General features: G+C 37.3%; 20 protein-coding genes. 9 read left to right on the plus strand and 11 right to left on the minus strand.

Annotated elements, in window-relative coordinates:
- Positions 1 to 470: MATE family efflux transporter (locus CXF74_RS13095; RefSeq protein ID WP_269800773.1), on the minus strand; the 470-nt coding region annotated here is incomplete at its 3' end.
- 155 nt (positions 471 to 625) lie between these two features.
- On the opposite strand from CXF74_RS13095, the gene CXF74_RS13100 reads away from it, so the two are divergent.
- Entirely contained in the window at positions 626 to 1,474 is an 849-nt protein-coding gene (locus tag CXF74_RS13100) for an AraC family transcriptional regulator (protein WP_101082890.1), read from the plus strand.
- Positions 1,475 to 1,877: 403 nt separating this feature from the next.
- Here CXF74_RS13100 and asnC read toward each other — a convergent pair whose 3' ends face one another.
- Positions 1,878 to 2,339, minus strand: coding sequence for a transcriptional regulator AsnC (asnC, locus tag CXF74_RS13105; protein ID WP_101082892.1), 462 nt, complete (start codon positions 2,337 to 2,339; stop codon positions 1,878 to 1,880).
- 157 nt (positions 2,340 to 2,496) lie between these two features.
- Here asnC and asnA point away from each other — a divergent pair, with 157 nt between their 5' ends.
- A complete protein-coding gene (gene asnA, locus CXF74_RS13110) occupies positions 2,497 to 3,498 on the plus strand; it encodes an aspartate--ammonia ligase (protein ID WP_101082894.1) in 1,002 nt (333 codons plus the stop codon).
- Positions 3,499 to 3,688: 190 nt separating this feature from the next.
- Here asnA and CXF74_RS13115 read toward each other — a convergent pair whose 3' ends face one another.
- The 3 genes from CXF74_RS13115 to CXF74_RS13125 form a co-directional block, all read right to left on the minus strand.
- Positions 3,689 to 4,528 carry an isopenicillin N synthase family dioxygenase gene (locus tag CXF74_RS13115; protein WP_101082896.1) on the minus strand — a complete coding sequence of 280 codons (840 nt, stop codon included), beginning with the start codon at positions 4,526 to 4,528 and terminating at the stop codon, positions 3,689 to 3,691.
- Between the two features lie 544 nt (positions 4,529 to 5,072).
- Positions 5,073 to 5,495, minus strand: coding sequence for a VOC family protein (locus CXF74_RS13120; protein WP_332870273.1), 423 nt, complete (start codon positions 5,493 to 5,495; stop codon positions 5,073 to 5,075).
- Between the two features lie 126 nt (positions 5,496 to 5,621).
- Positions 5,622 to 6,227 carry an NADPH-dependent FMN reductase gene (locus tag CXF74_RS13125; protein ID WP_101082900.1) on the minus strand — a complete coding sequence of 202 codons (606 nt, stop codon included), beginning with the start codon at positions 6,225 to 6,227 and terminating at the stop codon, positions 5,622 to 5,624.
- A 112-nt stretch (positions 6,228 to 6,339) separates the two neighbouring features.
- Here CXF74_RS13125 and CXF74_RS13130 point away from each other — a divergent pair, with 112 nt between their 5' ends.
- Both CXF74_RS13130 and CXF74_RS13140 read left to right on the plus strand, forming a co-directional pair.
- Positions 6,340 to 7,035, plus strand: coding sequence for a helix-turn-helix transcriptional regulator (locus CXF74_RS13130; RefSeq protein WP_101082902.1), 696 nt, complete (start codon positions 6,340 to 6,342; stop codon positions 7,033 to 7,035).
- Between the two features lie 488 nt (positions 7,036 to 7,523).
- Positions 7,524 to 8,372 (plus strand): substrate-binding periplasmic protein, encoded by an 849-nt coding sequence (locus tag CXF74_RS13140; protein ID WP_101082906.1) that lies wholly within the window; start codon positions 7,524 to 7,526, stop codon positions 8,370 to 8,372.
- Positions 8,373 to 8,469: 97 nt separating this feature from the next.
- Here the strand turns inward: CXF74_RS13140 and CXF74_RS13145 are convergent, their stop codons facing one another.
- From CXF74_RS13145 to CXF74_RS13155, 3 genes are all read right to left on the minus strand, one after another.
- A complete protein-coding gene (locus CXF74_RS13145) occupies positions 8,470 to 9,354 on the minus strand; it encodes a DMT family transporter (RefSeq protein ID WP_101082908.1) in 885 nt (294 codons plus the stop codon).
- 36 nt (positions 9,355 to 9,390) lie between these two features.
- A complete protein-coding gene (locus CXF74_RS13150; protein ID WP_101082910.1) occupies positions 9,391 to 9,993 on the minus strand; it encodes a nitroreductase family protein in 603 nt (200 codons plus the stop codon).
- 173 nt (positions 9,994 to 10,166) lie between these two features.
- A complete protein-coding gene (locus CXF74_RS13155) occupies positions 10,167 to 11,078 on the minus strand; it encodes a LysR family transcriptional regulator (RefSeq protein ID WP_101082912.1) in 912 nt (303 codons plus the stop codon).
- Positions 11,079 to 11,392: 314 nt separating this feature from the next.
- On the opposite strand from CXF74_RS13155, the gene CXF74_RS13160 reads away from it, so the two are divergent.
- Positions 11,393 to 11,605, plus strand: a complete 213-nt coding sequence (locus CXF74_RS13160) for a hypothetical protein (protein ID WP_101082914.1) — start codon at positions 11,393 to 11,395, stop codon at positions 11,603 to 11,605.
- Between the two features lie 348 nt (positions 11,606 to 11,953).
- Here CXF74_RS13160 and CXF74_RS13165 read toward each other — a convergent pair whose 3' ends face one another.
- Positions 11,954 to 12,607, minus strand: a complete 654-nt coding sequence (locus CXF74_RS13165) for a Crp/Fnr family transcriptional regulator (protein WP_198552851.1) — start codon at positions 12,605 to 12,607, stop codon at positions 11,954 to 11,956.
- 631 nt (positions 12,608 to 13,238) lie between these two features.
- Between CXF74_RS13165 and CXF74_RS13170 the strand changes: the two genes are divergently transcribed.
- Complete coding sequence (locus CXF74_RS13170; protein WP_101082919.1) at positions 13,239 to 13,661, plus strand: VOC family protein; 423 nt, start codon at positions 13,239 to 13,241, stop codon at positions 13,659 to 13,661.
- A gap of 814 nt (positions 13,662 to 14,475) precedes the next feature.
- Positions 14,476 to 14,940, plus strand: coding sequence for a hypothetical protein (locus CXF74_RS13175; protein ID WP_101082921.1), 465 nt, complete (start codon positions 14,476 to 14,478; stop codon positions 14,938 to 14,940).
- Positions 14,941 to 15,055: 115 nt separating this feature from the next.
- On the opposite strand, the gene CXF74_RS13180 is transcribed toward CXF74_RS13175, so the two are convergent.
- Complete coding sequence (locus tag CXF74_RS13180; RefSeq protein WP_101082923.1) at positions 15,056 to 15,955, minus strand: DMT family transporter; 900 nt, start codon at positions 15,953 to 15,955, stop codon at positions 15,056 to 15,058.
- 284 nt (positions 15,956 to 16,239) lie between these two features.
- Here CXF74_RS13180 and CXF74_RS13185 point away from each other — a divergent pair, with 284 nt between their 5' ends.
- Positions 16,240 to 16,833 (plus strand): GyrI-like domain-containing protein, encoded by a 594-nt coding sequence (locus tag CXF74_RS13185; protein WP_101082925.1) that lies wholly within the window; start codon positions 16,240 to 16,242, stop codon positions 16,831 to 16,833.
- Between the two features lie 216 nt (positions 16,834 to 17,049).
- On the opposite strand, the gene CXF74_RS13190 is transcribed toward CXF74_RS13185, so the two are convergent.
- Positions 17,050 to 17,280 carry a hypothetical protein gene (locus CXF74_RS13190; RefSeq protein ID WP_101082927.1) on the minus strand — a complete coding sequence of 77 codons (231 nt, stop codon included), beginning with the start codon at positions 17,278 to 17,280 and terminating at the stop codon, positions 17,050 to 17,052.
- 1,268 nt (positions 17,281 to 18,548) lie between these two features.
- Here CXF74_RS13190 and CXF74_RS13195 point away from each other — a divergent pair.
- On the plus strand, positions 18,549 to 19,538 hold the full coding sequence (locus CXF74_RS13195) for a reverse transcriptase domain-containing protein (RefSeq protein ID WP_101082929.1): 990 nt from the start codon (positions 18,549 to 18,551) through the stop codon (positions 19,536 to 19,538).
- Position 19,539 lies beyond the last annotated feature (1 nt).

A 19,539-nucleotide genomic window follows, 5' to 3' on the forward strand; every position in this document is an offset into this window, starting at 1 on the left:
CGTAATGCACCTTCTAAAGGCACAATGATCGCCGTGATCAGAATCGTCCATCCAGTTATTTGTAGATAAGTCGCACCCAGTTCAATCAACTGTGGATCTTGGCTGGAAAGCGTGACAAAGAAACTGGGGTTTAAAGTATAAAAAAGAGCAAAAACAACATTAATGAGCAAAGCCCAAGTGATTGATTGAATCAATATTTTACGGATGCCACCAGACTCGCCTGCACCATAATATTGTGCGCCAAGAATGTTGATAGCACCGGAAATACCAAACACAGCCAACAGGTTAAAAAAGAAGACCTTACCGCCTAATCCAACAGCCGCAACCTCGGCATTACCAAGGGTTGCAACCATGATTACATCAAACATGCCTAGGGCTGCAAACATCATTGATTGCAGTGATACAGGCAGTGCCAAATTAAAAAATTTAGACCAGAAAGGTTTTCCTGTTGATGCTAACCATTTTTCCATATATCTCTCACTTTATTAATGTTTATTAACGGGCCTGAGTGCCACGTTATTATCTTTGTAGTGTATGCCTTTTTTTTAATAAAACTTGTTGCGACATGTTAAAGATTTGTCTTAAACTATCATGGTTAAATAGAACAAAATTGTGAGGTATATATATGCAAGAGTGGCCAGAATTATGTGATGTATCGAGCCTTTGTAAACAGCAGATGTTTAATAAAGCAGATCAATCGACGTTATCGACATTAGGTTATATTCAAGCGGGTTATTGTGATGCAGCTGAGAAGTTCAGTATGTATCGCCAAGACCCTGATTTTCATATGATGTTATTCACCACGCATGGTGAAGGTATTTTGCATACGCCTAATGAAAGTTTTCAGTTGGAAGCTGGGTCGCTGATTATTGTGCCTGCAGGGCAAATGAATGGTTTCGATTTAAATGGCGATCATTGGTCTATTGCTTGGGTGATGTTGGATGCAAAACTAAAATGGCCTTCACTTAAAGAAAGTGGCGTTTATCTGCAAACGACAAATTACGCAGGGGTCTTACGCCACACTATAGAGTCGTTATTGCTGAATATGCAATATAGTCAGTTTGATGATCAAGCATTAGAGAAAATGCTGGTGGATCAACTGCAACATATTGTTGAACAGAGCCTGCACAGAAAAACACAAGTGTCAGCTGTGCAAATGCGCTTGCAACATTTCACTTACCTGTTGAGTCAACAACTGCATAAAAATTGGAATGTAGAGCAAATGGCTGCATTGATATTCTGCTCTCCTGCGCATTTATACCGTTTAACCAATCAATGGTTAGGTAAAAGCCCAATGCAACATTTACAAACCTTACGCATTGAGCGCGCTAAGCAAACACTTGAGTCACAAAACTGGTCAATCAACGATGTTGCATTGCAGGTCGGCTTTAAAGATTTAGCCAATTTTAGTCGTCGTTTTAAAACCCTAGTGGGACAAAGCCCGTCAGCATACAGGGCCTCAAAACGAAGCTAAACCGTAAGATCAAAATGAAATCACCACGAAGCCGCTGCGCTACACAGAGGACACGAAGAAAACACAAAATAGGGTGGTTTTTAATTTCCCTTCTTTTAACTTCGTGCCTTCGTGGTTAATTGCTTTTGATTTTAAATGTGCAAAAAGATAAATCACCACGAAGCCGCTGCGCTACACAGAGAACGCGAAGAAAACATTAAAAGCTTATAGAGTTTAGGTTTTAATTTTTTACCTTACTGATAGCTGACAGCTAAAAACTGACCGCTTATTTTGACCTTACTGATAGCTGACAGCTAAAAACTGACGGCTTGTTTTGACCTTACTGATAGCTGACAGCTAAAAACTGACCGCTTATTTTGACCTTACTGATAGCTGACAGCTAAAAACTGACCGCTTGTTTTCCCTACGGCAATACATCTCTATTAATCGGATTTTGCAGTGAAATAAGCGTTTCGGTAGATTGAATGGCTTCGATCGCTTGTACCTTATTGATTAAGGTCATTTGTAGATGATCAATCGAGCGGGTCATTAGTTTGATAAAAATGCTGTAGTTACCCGTAGTGTAATAGGCTTCGACGACTTCATCTAATGAACGTAGTTTTTCGATGGTGTCCGCGTAATCTTTGGCGTGTTTTAAGTTAATCCCAATAAAACAGCACACGTCGTAACCCAAGGCCTTTTCATTTAAGACGACTTTGGTGCCTTCTATAATGCCTGCCTGTTTCATTTTTTCGATACGTACATGGATTGTGCCTGCGCTTACTGAGAAGTTTTTAGCCAATTCTGCGTAAGCAATACGCGCATTTTCAGTTAATGCTGCCAATATGCTTTTATCGAGATTATCGATCTGATAATTTTCACTCATATATCACGCCTATTTTTATGGAATATTACGATTAATCGTAATTGTATTGTCGATTACAATTATGTAAAGCTATTTATGGTATGGGTTGTTGTAATTAGTTGTTATTTCGTTGAATATACTTGCACAAACTAAAACTAATTATTAAAAGGGATTTACCATGAGCGCAGAATACATTTTAAGCCAACAGCAAATCAGTAAAGCAAAACAACTTTTCTCAATGCAACTTGAAGAGAAATTAGGACTGATTGAAGTTCAAGCACCTATTCTGGCTAAAGTTGGCGATGGTATCCAAGATAGCTTAAGCGGTCATGAACAAGCGGTAGCAGTAAAAGTTAAATCTCTACCTGCATCAGACCAAGATTTTGAAGTGGTACATTCACTTGCTAAATGGAAACGTAAAACCTTAGGTGAGCATGGCTTTGCGGTAGGCCAAGGTCTTTACACACACATGAAAGCATTACGTCCAGACGAAGAAAAACTAAGCCCAATTCACTCTATTTTTGTAGACCAATGGGATTGGGAAAAAGTAATCTGTGAAAGTACTGAACGTTCTTTGGACTTTTTAAAGTCAACGGTAACCACGTTATACAGCGCGATTAAAGAAACTGAGTTACAAATCGATAAACTATACGGTTTAAAGCCATTTCTTGCTGAAGATATTACCTTTGTTTACTCACAAGATTTAGTTGAAAAGTACCCTGGTTTAGACGGTAAAGCCCGTGAGCGTGAAGCCGTTAAAGAGTTTGGTTCAGTATTCTTAATCGGTATCGGTGGTCAACTCTCTCACGGTGATTTCCATGATGTACGTGCACCAGATTACGATGATTGGTCAACACCAACATGTGATAAATACGCAGGTCTAAACGGTGATATTTTAGTATGGAACCCAATTCTTGAAGACGTATTCGAAATTTCTTCAATGGGTATCCGTGTTAGCCCTGAATCACTTAAAGCACAGCTGAAAATCACTGGTGATGAAGAGCGTTTACAGATGGATTGGCACAAAATGTTAGTCGGTTCAAAGCTTCCACAAACAATTGGTGGCGGTATAGGTCAGTCACGTCTTGCAATGTTATTGCTACAAAAACAACATATCGGTCAAGTACAAGTCGGTGTTTGGTCTGATTGTTTGAAGAAAGAAGTAGAAGCTATTTTATAAATTTATGCTAGTCAGTATGAATCATTAAAGATATTAAGCGACGTGGATAAGTGATTATCCACGTCGCATTTTTGTATCATCTATTTAAGTGCTTACCCACTTTAAAATAATGGCACTGCGCGACAAATAGGCACCAAGAAAAAGATCTTAGTTTTTGAACTGACTAAAAGCTGAAAGCTAATAACTGTACCTAAATAACACCCAACTCTCTTAAGCGCTCTAATAAATAACTGTTTTGTGTGTGTCGTTCAGATAACTGTACTTCTGAGCGAGGGTGCAAAAATAGCGGTAATGAGATACGTGATTTATTCACACGTTCACCCGATGGGTTAATCACTCTGTGTGTTGTTGATGGAAAGTATCCATTAGATGCCTCTTGCAACATATCGCCAGTATTAATTACTAAATAGCCAAACTCACAGGGTACATCTAACCACTCTCCTGATTTGTTTAATACTTGCAGGCCAGGTTCATTAGACGCCGGTAGAATAGTTAATAAGTTAATGTCTTCATGAGCGGCTGCACGAATCGCATCGGGATCTGCATCATCAGCAATAGGTGGGTAATGCAAAATTCGTAATAAAGTATTAGGCGTATCTTGAATCATTTTAGCTAACGGTTCACGGTAATTAGCGGCCACTTCAGCTGATGAGTTTTCTTCAACCCAAGTTAATAACTCTTCTGCGAGTATTGATGCTTTTTTATAATAACTGAGGATCTCTTCTTCTAACTGCGCGGGTATACGTCCCCAAGGGTAAACATGGTAATACTCTTTTAAATCTTTTTTAGTCGCCCCTTTAGCCGTCTCCGAGATATCTGGAGAAAAATAGCCATCTTGTTTTTTAGGATCAAAGGTAAAATCATGCTTTTCATCGGTACAGAAAAAGTGATACCAATTATCGTAAATTGATTGCACTAATTGTTTTTGAATTGGGTGATTAACCAGTACGGCAAAGCCTGTTTCACGCAGTGATTCAACAAAAAGTTGAGGTGCATTTTTGGCTTGATAGTTGACAACTTGAACTTGCATGGTAATTCCTTGAGGCTGCGTTGTTTATACCCGTTATCATTCAATGTGCAAAATTCAGCAAGCTATGAGGTGAACAGGTTCTAGGCAGAAAGTTGAAGGTATAACTAGTTCAATCGATACTTTCTAACAACGAATATGTTTGCCTCAAAGCTTGCCCTCTGGGTCTTCAGCTCGGTTCTTATGAAACCATGGTAATTCAGCGTTACAGTGTTCGATAAGGGCTAGCCATTTAATGATTAAAGTCTTTATTTTAATCATACCGGTAGAGGATTAACGTCTTTTTGTTAATCTCTCGTAAGGTCATCACACTGCGCCTTGCCTTAGTGTCCGAGCTGACGACTGAATAAAGCACTTTGATTGGTAACGGGTATTTAAGTATTCGGTAGCATTTATTCTCGTATAGATGAAATACACAAGCAATGTTAACTTGTTATAAGTCACATCAATCATGACTATAAATGCAGATTAACAGCATTGTAGTACATGATTGAAAAGAAAAAATACATCTTATCACAATGCATTTTTTGCTACCGATAGTTGCGACTTACAGCATAGAATTACGCTCACTTACGTTGTCACTAAAATATTGTACGAACTCTACTTCAATGCCATCGGGATCGTAATAATAGTGATTATGGCGAAAAGGATGCTGATTTCCAACAGTATGCGGGGTAAAACCGGCCTCCGCTAAACGACTTTTTAGCGCTTCAAGATCACTGCTTTCAAATCCAAGGTGAGAAATACCGGCTTGGTGACCGTGGTGATCTCTGGCGATGCTATCTGCATCGTCATTAAAAGTAAGGTAACTAGTATCATCACCAAAATGGCACCAATTGCGTTGTACGCCAAACCATTCACTTTCCCCTGAATCCCTTACTTTCCATTCTGGAAAGGCCGCTTGGTAAAAGGTTAAACTACGTTGAATGTCTTTTATCACGATATTAATATGTTCTAATCTGATCATCATTTATTCCTTCTTTATTTTCACGTTATAGCTTTGGTTATTGTGGTGTGGTTTTCAGCTATCAGCTATCAGCTATCAGCTATCAGCTATCAGCTATCAGCTATCAGCTATCAGCTATCAGCTTTTAGCTTACATTCCGTAGGCATACTTACTTTGCAGTTGCTGGTGTTGTGCCTTGAACTGCGCTCTTACTGGTAACATCGCTTGCGCATAACTGTTTAACATCTCTAAACAGTAGCTTATACGCTGGCGTAAACTCTCATCATGTTCATCTACCGCTTGTTCCATATTTAATACTTGGTCGATATAACGCACTATTAAATAGTCTGGCACAGGGATTAATTTAGTGTTTTTTAACGCGTTCATACGTAATTCAGCCACCGGATAAGCACCGCTGATACCACTACTGGTGCCCACTAACATCACGGGTTTGTGCGCGGTATCGGCTAAATCACTCATCAATAATAAATTCTTAATTAACGGTGAGGCAGTGCCTGCCCATTCAGGGGTCATTAAAATCAATGCATCCGCCTCATTAATCTGCGCTGCTACATCATGCCAAACGGGGCTATCTGCTTTGTAGTCAGACATCGCATCCCAGAAGGGTAAATCTAATTCACATAAATCAATGTGTTTGCTTTCTGCGAAACTGTTTTTATTGTTGTTGATATATTTTGCCACTTTCGCGGTTTGTGAGTTTTTTCGGTGGCTGCCGCTAATCACTAATAATTTCATCATATTCCCTTATCGTGTCTGCTTTCGTTTCGTTATTAAGTAAAGTAAACGCTTTACTTAATTATGTAAAGATAAAACTTTACTTAATTTTTAAGTAAGCAATAATCAGCTTATGAATAAACATGAAAAAAACCGACAAAAGACCACCGAAAAAATCTTTCAATTATTGAAAGAGAACGGGGCAATGACCGCCAAGCAACTCTCTGAGCAGTTAAAGATGACAACTATGGGTGTACGTCAGCATTTATTGTTATTAGAAGAGGCGCAAGAGCTTAGTTTTTATGATCAAAAAGCGGCCAGAGGGCGACCAACACGCTTTTGGAAGCTGACTGAAAAAGCTAATAGCCATTTTGAAGACAGGCATGAAGAGTTAACCGTACAATTATTAATATCGGTACGGGAAGTGTTTGGTGAGCAGGGGTTAGATAAACTCATTAGTAAACGCGAAGAAACCATGCTCAAAAGTTATCAGCATGCGATGTCTGGTTTAAATAGTATTGAACAACGCCTTAATAAGCTGGTGGAATTACGCAGTGCAGAAGGTTATATGGCCTCGATTGAAATCAGAGAAGAGCCAAAAATCGATGCGCAGAGTGAAGTAAACCCAGAGCCCCAAAATACTTGCTGGTGGTTTTTGGAAAATCATTGCCCTATTTGTGCTGCCGCCACTGAATGCGCTAATTTTTGTCGTTCAGAATTAGAGATCTTCCAATCGTTATTTGTTGATTTAGCGAGTATTTCTCGTGAAGAGCATATCATTGATGGCGCAAGACGCTGTGCTTACAAGGTGAAGTCACATTCTCGTTAAAAATAATTTACACCTCTAAATGCAATTGATAATTACTTTCATTATCAATTGTGGTAAGTTATTGACTGATTTCAAAAATGAGTAAAGTCAGTGGGCGTAGAAAAACCGTTAAAAAGGTTTAAAAAAGATAAGTCGAAAGACAATATCGACCTGTCAAAATTATTAAAAAAGAGTAACCATAAAATTGACATCTCTTTTTTGAACACACCTTTGAAATCTCCAGCGTGTAAGCGTTGCCCTGCCTTAGAAAAAGGCATCTGTAAATGCGCCAAAAAACGACTTAAGTAATATTAGTTTAACGCATTCTGCCACTTTAGCCTGTTATTTTTATCTCAATAATGGATGGAAAAAGTCCACTAACGGATTGATTTAAAATACCCGATTAACTCCTTTTAATCAGTAACCTTAAAATAAAAGCGACAATTTCACGCCAGCTTGTCTGTTATTAGTGTTTAAGAACATTGATATTAGAGGGAGCAAGGGCATTTATGCAAAAAAGAAATATGTGGCTAGCCATTTTTAGTGTGGTTTTATCTGTTTTTTATATCGGAAGCGCCGTTGCCGAGTATTACGTAGATCCTAATCCTTTATCCTCAAAAGAAGCACTCACCTCATCAAATTCAGCTAAGTCAGAGACTCGCATAACCGTCGCAACGGATGAATGGCCGCCTTTTAGAATAGCCACAAAATCTAAGACATTTGAAGGTTTTGATATTGATCTTTTACAGTCTATTTCTGAGATCACCGATTTAACTTTTGACGTGAAACGCTATCCTTGGGCACGTGCTTTAAAGCAATTAAAACAACATAAAGTTGATATGATGACAGGGCTTGCATATACCGACAAACGCGCCTCATACATCAACTATATCCCTTTTCCCTACTTCGTCTGCAAGCCTGCTTTTTATATGCAAAGATCGCTTCATAAGGATATTCTCAGTTATAAAGATCTCTATCAATATAAAATTGGTTATGTGCTCAACTCTGCTTATTTTGAACCTTTTAATTCAGACAGTAAGATTCGCCGAGATCCTGTTTCGACTGAAACACAATTATTGAAAATGGCACAAAAAGGGCGCTTGGATGTTTTTATTGGCACCGATTGCCAAGTCGATTATGAGATAACCAGACAAGGCTTATGGGGGAAACTGGTAAAAGCGACTTATCAGCCTGAAAAAAGTGTCGAATTGTATTTAGGTGTGGCAAAGCAAAAAAATCCTACCCTTGCGATGAAATTAAGTCGTGCATTAACAGAGTTAGATAAGTCGGGTAAATTAGAGCAGATAAAAAACAAATACTTTGCCTCCTATGAAGTGCAACACGAAACAAATCCATAAATCAGTAAAGCGTAAATAGATGAGCTATTAGCTGTATTATTTACATTGCTAGCACATATTTAGCCCACTCATTATGTGGGCTATGAATCATATCATTTTAACTTTTTATTTTAGCGCGATAGTAATACTTGCTAATAAGTGGTGATAACAATGAAGTTAAAATCATCAATGCCATTAAGCTATATTGATAAGTATTAAACGTCTCATTCATTAGCATCAGCCCCATTAAAATACCTGCCACGGGATTGCTAATGCTACCAAATGAAAACTCCACGACTGTCATGCGACTTAATAACCAAACGTATAAGCTATAGGCTACCACGGTATTTAATAAAATAAGCCACAGTAATCCCAAGCCATTTAATAAACTAAAATTTGTTGCTGCTGCGACATAAGGGGCAGGTGAAATCAGTGCCTGCACACTAGCAAGCAGTGTTAATATCGTCCCTCCAATAATGAGCTGCCAACATAACACCGGCCACCAGTGTATTTTTCCACCTAATGCTTTAGTGACGCTACTGCCAATAACAACACAACTAATTGCACTGACCATTGCGATTAAACCAATTGGATTCAATGTAATACTACTTGGGTCAAATAATAACCAAGCAAGTAATATTAGTAACGCACCCGATAACATCTGATTGATGCTCGGGCGTTTTTTATAAAAAATCCAATAATAGAACATCGCAAAGGCTGGTAATGAGGTCATACCGACACCTGAAATTGCCGAAGGTAGTGTATGTGCCATGACAAATAAAAGGCTAAAGAACAAGGCGATATTAATTGCCCCTAAGCGTATTAATACAGACCAATGTTTTCTCTCTGGAAAATTGGGTTTAATAGCAAGCAATAATAACCCCGCAGGTAAGGCACGCAGTGCGCCTAATAGTAAAGGAGGCCATGCTTCAAGGCTATATTGTGTGACGGCATAAGTCGTGCCCCATAAAAAGGCGACTAGCATGGCTAATAATATATTCATCTGTACTCCTGCTACCTTGTTTTAAAATATGAATGATTAAAATGAATTTTCAAATAATACTTCGTTTACGGGTAGTTGACCTGCTCGCGGATTGGCGGGTTTTAGTGCTTTACCAATAACAATCATCATGCAGATAACATGGTGCTCGGGTAGATTAATAATATTGGCAACCTGTTCATTATCAAACTCTATCATTGGGCAGGAATCATAACCTAATGCCTTTGCAGAAAGCATCAGTGTTTGCGCTGCCATGCCACAGGAGCGCATTGTTTCATCGCGCTGAGTTTGCTTTTTACCCGTATAAAAAGATTCAATCATAGGTAAAATCATCTCTTGTACACTACTCTCGGTATTTGCCCAATACCGTTCAGGTCTATCTGACCAAGCTTGGCTATCAGCACATAAAATTAACACTTCACTGGCGTCTTCAACCTGTTGTTGACCCCAAGCTGCTTGCTTTAGTCTTAATCGCTTGTGTTTGTCGCTGATACGTACAAAGCGCCAGTTTTGAATATTATAAGAGGTAGGGGATAACAATACAGAATCCATTAATTTCTCAAAGTCTTGGGCTGGCATTGTTGCTTTATTATCGTAATGTTTAACGGCGCGTCGTAGTTGAAGAGTAGTAAAAAAGTCCATGATAATCCTTATCTATAAGTAGCTAGCTGTTTGTCGTTGCTTAGTTTAGCGATTGATTGATAGCTTAACGGATTATAATAAAGATGATAACCTCACTTTATAGCAACCTATTGTTGAGCTTAAGGAAACAGTGGGTTGGGAATGAGGGACGCCGCTAGTTAGTAGCGGGTAGGTTAATCGTCCAAGTCCCAGTAGGGAAGCGTGCCACCAAAATAATCGATAGAAAAATCTAAAAAAACACGCACTTTAGCGGGCATATATTGGCGTTCTAGAAACACCGCATAAAAGGTATTTTGTGCCATCTTGTATTCAGGAAATAGCTGTACCAGTTTACCTGATTTGATATCCGGGCCAGCAACAAAAGTAGGCAGTCGTCCAATGCCAAGGCCTTGTAAAATAGCATCGTGTAAGGCCTCACTGTTATTCGCTTGATAGTTGCCCGTGATCTCTATTTCATGCTTTTTTTCGGCATCAATAAAGGTCCAATATTTAATATCATCAGAGTAGCTAAACAATAAGCAGTTATGATCTTTTAGTTGTTCCAATGTGCTGGGAGAACCACACTCTTTTAAATAAGCGGGGGATGCACATAATACGCTATTAAAAGGAGCGAGTTTACGCGCAAATAGTGCTGAATTAGCCAGTTTTCCGGTGCGAATCGCGATATCAAAACCGCCACCGACTAGATCAACTACTTTGTCATCCATGACTAGGTCAATGCTAATTTTGGGGTAACGTTTTAAAAACTCAGGGATAAATGGCGCCACATGCAAGCGGCCAAAAGACATGGGGGAGCTAATGCGTAATCGTCCTCGCGGTTCACCTTGTAATTGTGCCACAGCATCATGTGCATCTTTTGCTGCTTGATTAGCCTTCACAGCATAAGAAAAATAATGTTCTCCCGCTTCCGTTAAACTTAATTTTCGAGTGGTACGATGTAGTAGCTTTTCACCAAGTTCTTCTTCTAATTGCGTTACACGTTTACTTACTGCTGATTTAGTAATACCTAAAAAACGTGCTGCCGCTGAGAATCCACCTTGCTCGATCACCGCTACAAAAATAGGGATTGCGCCAAAACCTTGCATATTACCTGCTCCATAAGTGTAATCTTGATTGTGATGAATGAGCTAGTCCCTGTCAAATGCTTAAAATAAATATCATTGACATTGTTGGACGCCTTGCTCGAAAAAGTGTACTCACCAATTTACCATTACAATTCTTACCATTTTGTTTCAGCTCATACGCAAAACATTTTCTAACGCCAACAGTGAGTAAGCAAATATTTAGGAGAATGCTATGCGTATCGATCACGTCATAAATACTTGGCTTTTAGAAGCCAAAAAACTGCATAAATCAACAAAATAAGATAGAGATAATCCAGCGAAAACACCTCTTACAAATGCTCGCTGCTGAAAATGGTTTTTCCTGCTGGAAAGAGCTTAGACGCGCTATTGAAGTTAAATCACAACATGATGAATTACTACTTCCCTGTAGCATTGAGCTTAAAAACGCCGGTTATCCAAGCTTATGGTTTGCAACGGTAGAAGAAGCACAAACCTATGCCCAGGAACATCGTGTAAAATTGCGTAGTAATCGAGCGTTACTAACGTAAATATATTGTTCATCGTTAATGCACTTCATCACGATTTTAACCTGAGTCGTATTGAAAGTTACCTTGCAATTGTTTTTGATAGTGGTTGTTAATCTATAATTGTATTAAGCAAATAAGAGCGTTGTGAAATGTGGATGATCACTTGATAGCAAGTGGTCATATTGTTAGATACACTAGAATATTATTGGATATTTTTAGCTCCATCATTAGGTTTTGTAAGACCCTATTCGAACTTATTGACCACCGTGAGAGGCCTATTTTTCTGAAGTGGACATCAATCATATTGACTATCTTTTCTATAAAGTGACAAACTAATCAAGTCAGTATTTCATGAACTCTATAAACTGATCAATTATCAATCTGTTTTAATAGAGATTCATAATGCAGTTGTTTGATGCAAATTTTTCCTTTGTATATTTCTAAAAGTTTTTGATCCACAAGATGTTTTACATTTCGATTGATGGTTTTCTCACTGACTCCCACTTCGTTCGCAATAACTTGTCGTGTTTTTCGTATAATTAATTCGCTATTACTCCCTTTTTCACAATAACTATTCACTAAATAATTTTTCAATTTATCGAGACCATTGGTAAATAAGTTATCTCCCAATCGATAGCATTCTTTGTACATTTTTTGGGCTAACTGCTGTGATGTAAAAAATAAGAATTCACTATCAAGCTTTAGCGCATTCAAAAAATCAGATGCTGTAAATTTAAGAAGCATGCAATCTGTTTGAGCAACAAGAGTCGTCGCATTAATTAACTCTCCTGACATGATTTCTAGATCACATAAAAAAGAACCAACAGGCATATCCGTTATCAAATAAATATTTCCGTTACTATGGGGATTTTGGACTGTTATATGTCCGCTTAATACAAAGTATGCGTGTGTTGTCACTGCTCCTTTATAAAAAACAACAGAGTCCTTTTTTAAGTAAACAATTGGTCCTTTTTTTAATCGTTCTGGTAGGGTTTTAATCAAACTTTCAACTTCAACATCCATCATCTCACCTAGTTATGTTTATGTTACATTGCCATTATTATAATTATCTAACCCTCACAAAAATAAAATGTTTCATTAAAGTCAGGAATTGATGTACCCATTCAAAGGGGGGACTATATCGGACTAAAAAACGAAGTTTACTGTCTTTACTGAAATTCTAAAAAACATAATGAGCTTCAGGCATGGCTACCCTCCAATAGAGTTATTAATAAAAATATCAGTTAGTTACAATTTATTGTACTACTACCTATTAGTTTTTTAACTTAGTTTTCGACATTCAGTTATTGAATAAATGTAACTGACTTGATCTGACTATATTGACTTAGCTCCAATGATTTAGGAAGTAAAAGCAAACTTAAAAAATCGTTGACTGATATTTGTAATCTGATTAATTAGATTCAACTTGTGCTCACTTGTCCTTTTTTAAAAATCAATTTGTATTTATCCTCATTTAAAATGTTTGACTCATTTTTATAAAGCTTATCAATTTATGATAGTGCTTCTCCATGATAGTGCTGGTAAATAATGAGTAGATTTTCACCTTCAACAAGAAGTTAAAATACAGTTTGTAACTTGTTAAGGGGGATATCAATCCCTCCCCAAAAGCAGAATATATAAAAGGATAATAATGATGAAACAGTCGATATTTCATATTGCTTTAGTAGTAAAAGACTATGATGAAGCTATTGATTTCTACGTAAATAAGTTGAAGTTTGAGTTGCTAGAAGATACCGCTCAACCAGAACAGAATAAACGTTGGGTTGTTGTTGCGCCTCCTGGCTCAAAAGGAGTTACGTTGCTATTAGCAAGGGCATCAAAACCAGAGCAGCATGACTTTATCGGTAACCAATCTGGAGGGCGAGTTTTTCTTTTCTTAAATACAGATGACTTTTGGCGTGATTATAATCGAATGATATCTGAAGACATTATATTTGTTAGACCACCCCAAGAACAAGATTATGGGACCGTCGCCGTTTTTGAGGACTTGTATGGTAACCTTTGGGACTTAGTTCAATTAAATGAAAACCACCCCATGGCAATCAGAATGGAATAATCGTTAGTCGTAAAGAATCTTCGACTTTTAATTATATTAGTCTCGGCTTGACCTGAAGTTTCATCTTGTAAAACTGAGAGCTACTTCGTTTGATTAAGGTGCCTATATCTTAAATAAAACGAGTTAACTCTCAATGTTCGATATTAGAAATGCAAGCCTATAAAAAATTGATGTTTTTCAATTGTTACTGGCAACCAGCCTTGAATATGGTTACCACCGCTCTATTGATAATGTAGTATAAGTGCCCGCTTGGGATGCGCTAAGCTCTTTAATCGGCAATCACAAAAAAGCCAGAGACGACGAAGCGCCAAGATATTAAAACGTAAATAAATGCTATTTTGTTCAATACCTGCAAAGAAATTGAAAATACCATATCGAATAACAAACACGGCCTCGATTAAGTTTAATTTATACGTCGTCCGGTGTGATTTTTACGTTTAAATACAATCTAATAAGGTCACTCGTTTACTAGTTAGTAGATTTAGTGATATTTCAGCCACGTGTGGCTACAGACAAACTGACTTATTCGACCACTGAAATTAAAATTGGGTTGGTTGCAAAAATTTTATATTATTTCACCTTCAATAAAATACGATCTTCGTTGAGATAAACGAGAGGCCAGCCAAATAGTTGAATTTTATTGTTACCTAACAGTCAGAAAACTGAGTACACTTGTTTTAGGCGTGTTGGACGCCTTCCTCGCAAAAGTGTATTCACCAATTTTCCATTACAATTATTATCATTTTGTTTCAGCTCATACGCCAAAACATTTTCTAACGCCAACAGCGAGTAGGCAAATATTTAGGAGAATGCTATGCGTATCGATCACGATAACGTCATTAATACTTGGCTTTTAGAAGCCAAAAAACTGCATAAATCAACAAAATCAGAGTCACTCACTTGTGTTTTACCTGTCTTACGCCGCTTGCTTAGTAGCAACGTTTTAGTGGATATTTCGCTACCCGAATTAAAAAATAACACAGAGATAATCCAGCGAAAACACCTCTTGAAAATGCTTGCTGCTGAAAATGGTTTTTCCTGTTGGAAAGAGCTTAGACGCGCCATTGAAGTTAAATCACAACATGATGAGTTATTACTCCCCTATAGCATTGAGCTTAAAAACGCCGGTTATCCAACCTTATGGTTTGCAACGGTAGAAGAAGCAAAAACCTATGCCCAGGAACATCGCGGGAAAGTGGTTATTGTCGGTGAGCAAGCTGCTTGGTTACCTGAAATGAGTGAACACCAAGTGCTTTATTCATTGGTTATTGATGGCTAAATATCACTGACCATAAAGCTAAAGGCTATAAAGCTAAAAACCCAAACGTTTAATATTTAACGTTTGGGTTTATCTTGCTGATCTTCTTTAATTAACGACTTATTCGCTCGTTTAGCTATTTCCTTTTACTGCCAAATATATTGACCAGCGCGCCTAAAATAATCAATGCACCACCGGATAACGTCCAGATAGAAGGCACTTCACTAAAAATAACAAAACCTAAGATGATTGAGAACACCACCTGACTATAAGAAAATGCGGTCACTTTGGTGGCTGCTTCACTTTGCATGGCTTTGGTTAATCCTACCTGACCAATTTGAGTGAAAATCCCCACGAATATTAATAAGACTAATGCTTCAGTATTTGGCATCACAAAGTCATCACCTAATAAAATGAGTGATAACGGCAAAGCAATAAGCGGGAAATAAAAGATGATCACTGAGCTATCTTCACTTTTACTAAGTCGTTTTACGATCACATAAGCGATTGCACTGCCTAATGCGCCTAATAAAGCGAGCATAACCCCGAACCAAGGCAACGCCTCGGCGCTGCTAGATTCACCTATCGAAAATAACGATAAATTAGGCATGACCATGACCAATAAGCCTAATAAACTAAGCATGATACATATCAAAGTAGAGCGTTGTATTTTCTCTTTTAAGAAGAAAAATGCCAATATTGCTGTAAACACAGGGTAGGTATATTGCAGTAACGTCGCTTCGGCTAACGGCAACGTAGTCACCGCGTAATACACACAAATCAACGCTAATGTGCCAGTGACACCACGTGCCGTTAATAGCTTTTTATTGTTTCCCCATGCGGATATTTTTTTACGCTTGATATCAAGATAACTGATCAACAAAGAGATAATGCCGCGGGCCGCTACAATTTCAAATACAGGAATATTATGTGTGCTGACCAACTTTACACAGGCGGTCATGAGTGAGAAGGCCAAAGCAGAGAGCAGCATAAAACGCATGCTTGGCGGGAAGTAGGACAATAGAGTATTAGGCATAGGGCTGACTTTATGGAATGAACAAACCGTGAGTTTATAGCAACTCAGGGACATCAGTTATTTATTTATCAGAGTAATTTCACAAAGCTAAAATAGCTTAATATTCGCACTGACTGTTTTTACGCAAAGCCGTATTAAGGGCTGATAATTGTTTTCTCATAAAGCAGATCAAGTAAGGTGACTTAACTGATTGTTTGTGATGTTTTATTATTGTAATGTGCTGTGTACTTTTAATTTAAGCTTCAACGGGATCTTTTAAAACCTTGCTTTCTTAAGGATAAATATTGAAATTTAAATATGCATTAATCATTGCGCTTGTTATCGCTGTGCCTCTATCTGTCGCTTATTATCTCATACCAAAGTCACCTGTTACGTTTGAAGAGATGAAACCAAGGCTGATCGAGTTACCTGAGTTTACTGTGACGGGTTTTGAAATATATGGCAATTTAGCAAAAGGGGATTACCCGACGGCATGGCGAAATATAAGTGATGGAAAACATCTGATTGACGCAAACTGTCAGGATGGTTTTACTTATGGCATTGAATCTTACCAAAAAGAGGTTAAGACCAAATGGTACTACCTTGCGGGTTGTGAAATGTTGTCTGACTCTAACCTCGCTGAAAAAAGAGGCATTGAGCTAACAAGCAAAGTGATACCTAAAAACCGCTATGTGGTATTTACTTATAATGGTGAGATTACGCTTCCAAAAATAGGGGGCTTGTATGGTTATATTTTCAATGAATGGCTACCTAACAATGGTTATCAACCTGCCGGTTTTTATAATTTTGAGCGTTACGATAAACGCTTTTTAGGCGCTAAAAACTCAGGTTCTGAATTTGAGTTATTTGTGCCTATTATTAAAATTCCCACTCAATAGTTTCAGGCTACTATCGACGTATTTATGGACCTTCATATTACGTCGAGTTTCTTTTGGCCATGTTGTTGCTGGTTATATTGAGACTCTTTGGTCAAGCTTATCCCATCGGCAATTAGGCTTATTTAACAAAGGTTTCGCCGTTTGAGCTGATAATTGGCAGGGGCGTGACTAACTGACTACAAGCTGAAATATAAAAATGAAACATAAACACAGCCTCTAACGCTTATTATCTGCCTCTCGTTTCATTAATAAAATGGTCAAATAAATTTTGGTTGGCAATGAAAAAATAAAACCCACTGCAATACAAGCTGCGCTGATAATGATGCCAGTGACACCGAGATTTTGCATGGTTTCGCTAAACATATGAAAATAAATGCCTAACAGCAGCAAACATAAGCCGATGGTAATCGCTATTTTTAGCAGTTTGATTAAGGTTTCTTCTTTCATTACGAATCACTCCTTTACCTTAAAAACTAAGGCATGAAGTTATTATAAGCTTTCTAGTTTGTATTGATTTGACTTGTATCAGCGAAGCAGATTGTTGGTTTGTTCCGAAATGTTTTTAATCTTACTCAATAGGTACTTTTTAATGTACCTGCTCGTCAAGCTCGTCCGGCCGGTAATTCGACTTACCTTGCAGAGGTTTCGCCTCTCGGCGAGTCACTTTTTCTCAACAGCAAGAAAAAGTAACCAAAAAGTGCCGTTCCGAAGCATTTTTAAATCTGTTAAAAAGTATCACTTTTTAACGCTCCGCGTCTGAATGCACATCCTTGTGCATGCAGACGCTAATGAAATCATCCATGATTTCCTTTGCTAAAGTGAGACTTTCCAGCAGAAAAATGTAACGGAATCTCTATGTATACGCATTGTGCTCATTTCAAAGGTTGTTCATTCGAGTTTTAATATTTTTTTAAAAACGAAACAGCCCGATTTATATCCCTGTTCGGCCAGCTCATCTAGTCGGTAATTAGACTTACTTTCAGAGGTTTCGCCTTGTTGGCGACATTACTTTTTCCAAGCAAAGCTACAGTGTAGAGGTGTTAGCGAATGAAGAACCGAAACGCAGTTTCGCAGTCTGAAGTAGCAAGTGAGTGCCGTTCCAAACGTTTTTTTATCTTGCTAAATTAATTCCTTTTTAACGCACCAGTTCGGACCGCACATCCTTGTGCGGAGCCGAACTTAGTTTCGGACAAAGGGCGCGCAGAGCTTAGCCCTGCTCATGACACTATGCTGTCGCATAATTCGCTCCATGCCTCTACTTGCTAAAGGAATTGATTTAACAAGAAAAACGTAACGGAATCTCTGTGTATACGTATTGTGCTAATTTTCAAAGGTTGCTCATTTTAGATTTTATTTTTTAAAACTACAGGATTACAAAGCTGCAGCCTATGTTCTTAGGCGTATATAGCCCCGTTTAAAGGATTGAGGCTATTAATTAATTTAAGATAAGGGACCTGTTTTGATCGAAAAGGACTTTCATGTGGGAGGGATAAAGTATATTTTTAATATTTACTAATTATACGAAGCAGTATAAAATTAAGGTCGCTGACCGACTAGGAGTATCTCCAGTCATTTGAGTTAGCCTCTAAAAGTAATTAGATATGTTTCATCTTGTCTATCACACAATTTTTATGATGTGTGATAGAGCAAGTTGTAACCTCAATATTTAATTAGATTAGACGATTATAATTCTACTCTTTCTTAAGAACTTCTATATGAATGAGATAACTCATACCAATTTTAAAAAAAATACCCTTCAAACAATCTTCGAATCCAATTTTCATGATAAATTTTCATTTCATGATTTTTTACATTTTAATCAAGAAAAAGAATATACGAAAGTAAATATTGGGCGGGAAAAAATTGGAAGTAAAGAAATATTAAAAGCATCTGATAAGTTGCAAAGTTATTTAAGGTTTTTAAATAACTACATATTTCAATATGCAGATATAAATAAAAATGTTGTATATTCATATAGGAAAGGGGCCAACACTTATCAAGCAGTAAAGAAACATTCTGATAATAATTTTTTCTTTCAAACAGATATAAAAGGTTTTTTTAAAAATGTTAAAAGTGCTGATATCAAATTCATTTTAGAGAATAATTTACATAATACCCCTATTTCTGATCTGAAAAAATATGAAGAAAGAATTTTAAGTATTGTTACGGTTAACGATACATTACCAGTAGGTTTTGCTAGCTCACCAATTTTAACCAATTCCTTATTAAAAGATTTTGACAATGAGCTTGAAAATTACTGTACCCAAAACGATATAGTATATACCCGATATTCAGATGATCTAATTCTCTCCTCAAAAGTTAAAGATTCATTAATTGATATAGAAAAAATGATATCTAACATTTTAAATAAGTTCTTTAATGACAGCTTTCAATTAAATAAAGAAAAAACAAAACTTACTCATAAAGGTAATAAAATAAAAATATTGGGTATGGTCATATTACCTACGGGAAAGGTAACTGTAGATATTAAAATAAAAAAACAAATTGAATCCTTATTACATTTTTACATAAATGATAAAGATATATTTATAGATCTTGTTGGCGGTAATTACGATGATGGTTTAGCAATGGTTTCAGGAAAAATTAATTATATTAATACCATTGATCCTGAATACTTAATTAAACTAAGAAAGAAATACGGTAACTACGTTGTAGACTTGTTTTTTCATCAGTCGTTTAAATAGT

This window comes from Psychromonas sp. Urea-02u-13, assembly GCF_002835995.1.
In the GTDB taxonomy this organism is placed as follows: Bacteria; Pseudomonadota; Gammaproteobacteria; order Enterobacterales; family Psychromonadaceae; genus Psychromonas.

Excerpts from the sequence above, each read along its gene's own strand:
- CXF74_RS13100 (WP_101082890.1), top strand. The coding sequence starts at position 626 with ATGCAAGAGTGGCCAGAATTATGTGATGTATCGAGCCTTTGTAAACAG.
- asnC (WP_101082892.1), bottom strand. The coding sequence starts at position 2,339 with ATGAGTGAAAATTATCAGATCGATAATCTCGATAAAAGCATATTGGCA.
- asnA (WP_101082894.1), top strand. The coding sequence starts at position 2,497 with ATGAGCGCAGAATACATTTTAAGCCAACAGCAAATCAGTAAAGCAAAA.
- CXF74_RS13115 (WP_101082896.1), bottom strand. The coding sequence starts at position 4,528 with ATGCAAGTTCAAGTTGTCAACTATCAAGCCAAAAATGCACCTCAACTT.
- CXF74_RS13120 (WP_332870273.1), bottom strand. The coding sequence starts at position 5,495 with ATGATGATCAGATTAGAACATATTAATATCGTGATAAAAGACATTCAA.
- CXF74_RS13125 (WP_101082900.1), bottom strand. The coding sequence starts at position 6,227 with ATGAAATTATTAGTGATTAGCGGCAGCCACCGAAAAAACTCACAAACC.
- CXF74_RS13130 (WP_101082902.1), top strand. The coding sequence starts at position 6,340 with ATGAATAAACATGAAAAAAACCGACAAAAGACCACCGAAAAAATCTTT.
- CXF74_RS13140 (WP_101082906.1), top strand. The coding sequence starts at position 7,524 with ATGCAAAAAAGAAATATGTGGCTAGCCATTTTTAGTGTGGTTTTATCT.
- CXF74_RS13145 (WP_101082908.1), bottom strand. The coding sequence starts at position 9,354 with ATGAATATATTATTAGCCATGCTAGTCGCCTTTTTATGGGGCACGACT.
- CXF74_RS13150 (WP_101082910.1), bottom strand. The coding sequence starts at position 9,993 with ATGGACTTTTTTACTACTCTTCAACTACGACGCGCCGTTAAACATTAC.
- CXF74_RS13155 (WP_101082912.1), bottom strand. The coding sequence starts at position 11,078 with ATGCAAGGTTTTGGCGCAATCCCTATTTTTGTAGCGGTGATCGAGCAA.
- CXF74_RS13160 (WP_101082914.1), top strand. The coding sequence starts at position 11,393 with ATGCTCGCTGCTGAAAATGGTTTTTCCTGCTGGAAAGAGCTTAGACGC.
- CXF74_RS13165 (WP_198552851.1), bottom strand. The coding sequence starts at position 12,607 with ATGGATGTTGAAGTTGAAAGTTTGATTAAAACCCTACCAGAACGATTA.
- CXF74_RS13170 (WP_101082919.1), top strand. The coding sequence starts at position 13,239 with ATGAAACAGTCGATATTTCATATTGCTTTAGTAGTAAAAGACTATGAT.
- CXF74_RS13175 (WP_101082921.1), top strand. The coding sequence starts at position 14,476 with ATGCGTATCGATCACGATAACGTCATTAATACTTGGCTTTTAGAAGCC.
- CXF74_RS13180 (WP_101082923.1), bottom strand. The coding sequence starts at position 15,955 with ATGCCTAATACTCTATTGTCCTACTTCCCGCCAAGCATGCGTTTTATG.
- CXF74_RS13190 (WP_101082927.1), bottom strand. The coding sequence starts at position 17,280 with ATGAAAGAAGAAACCTTAATCAAACTGCTAAAAATAGCGATTACCATC.
- CXF74_RS13195 (WP_101082929.1), top strand. The coding sequence starts at position 18,549 with ATGAATGAGATAACTCATACCAATTTTAAAAAAAATACCCTTCAAACA.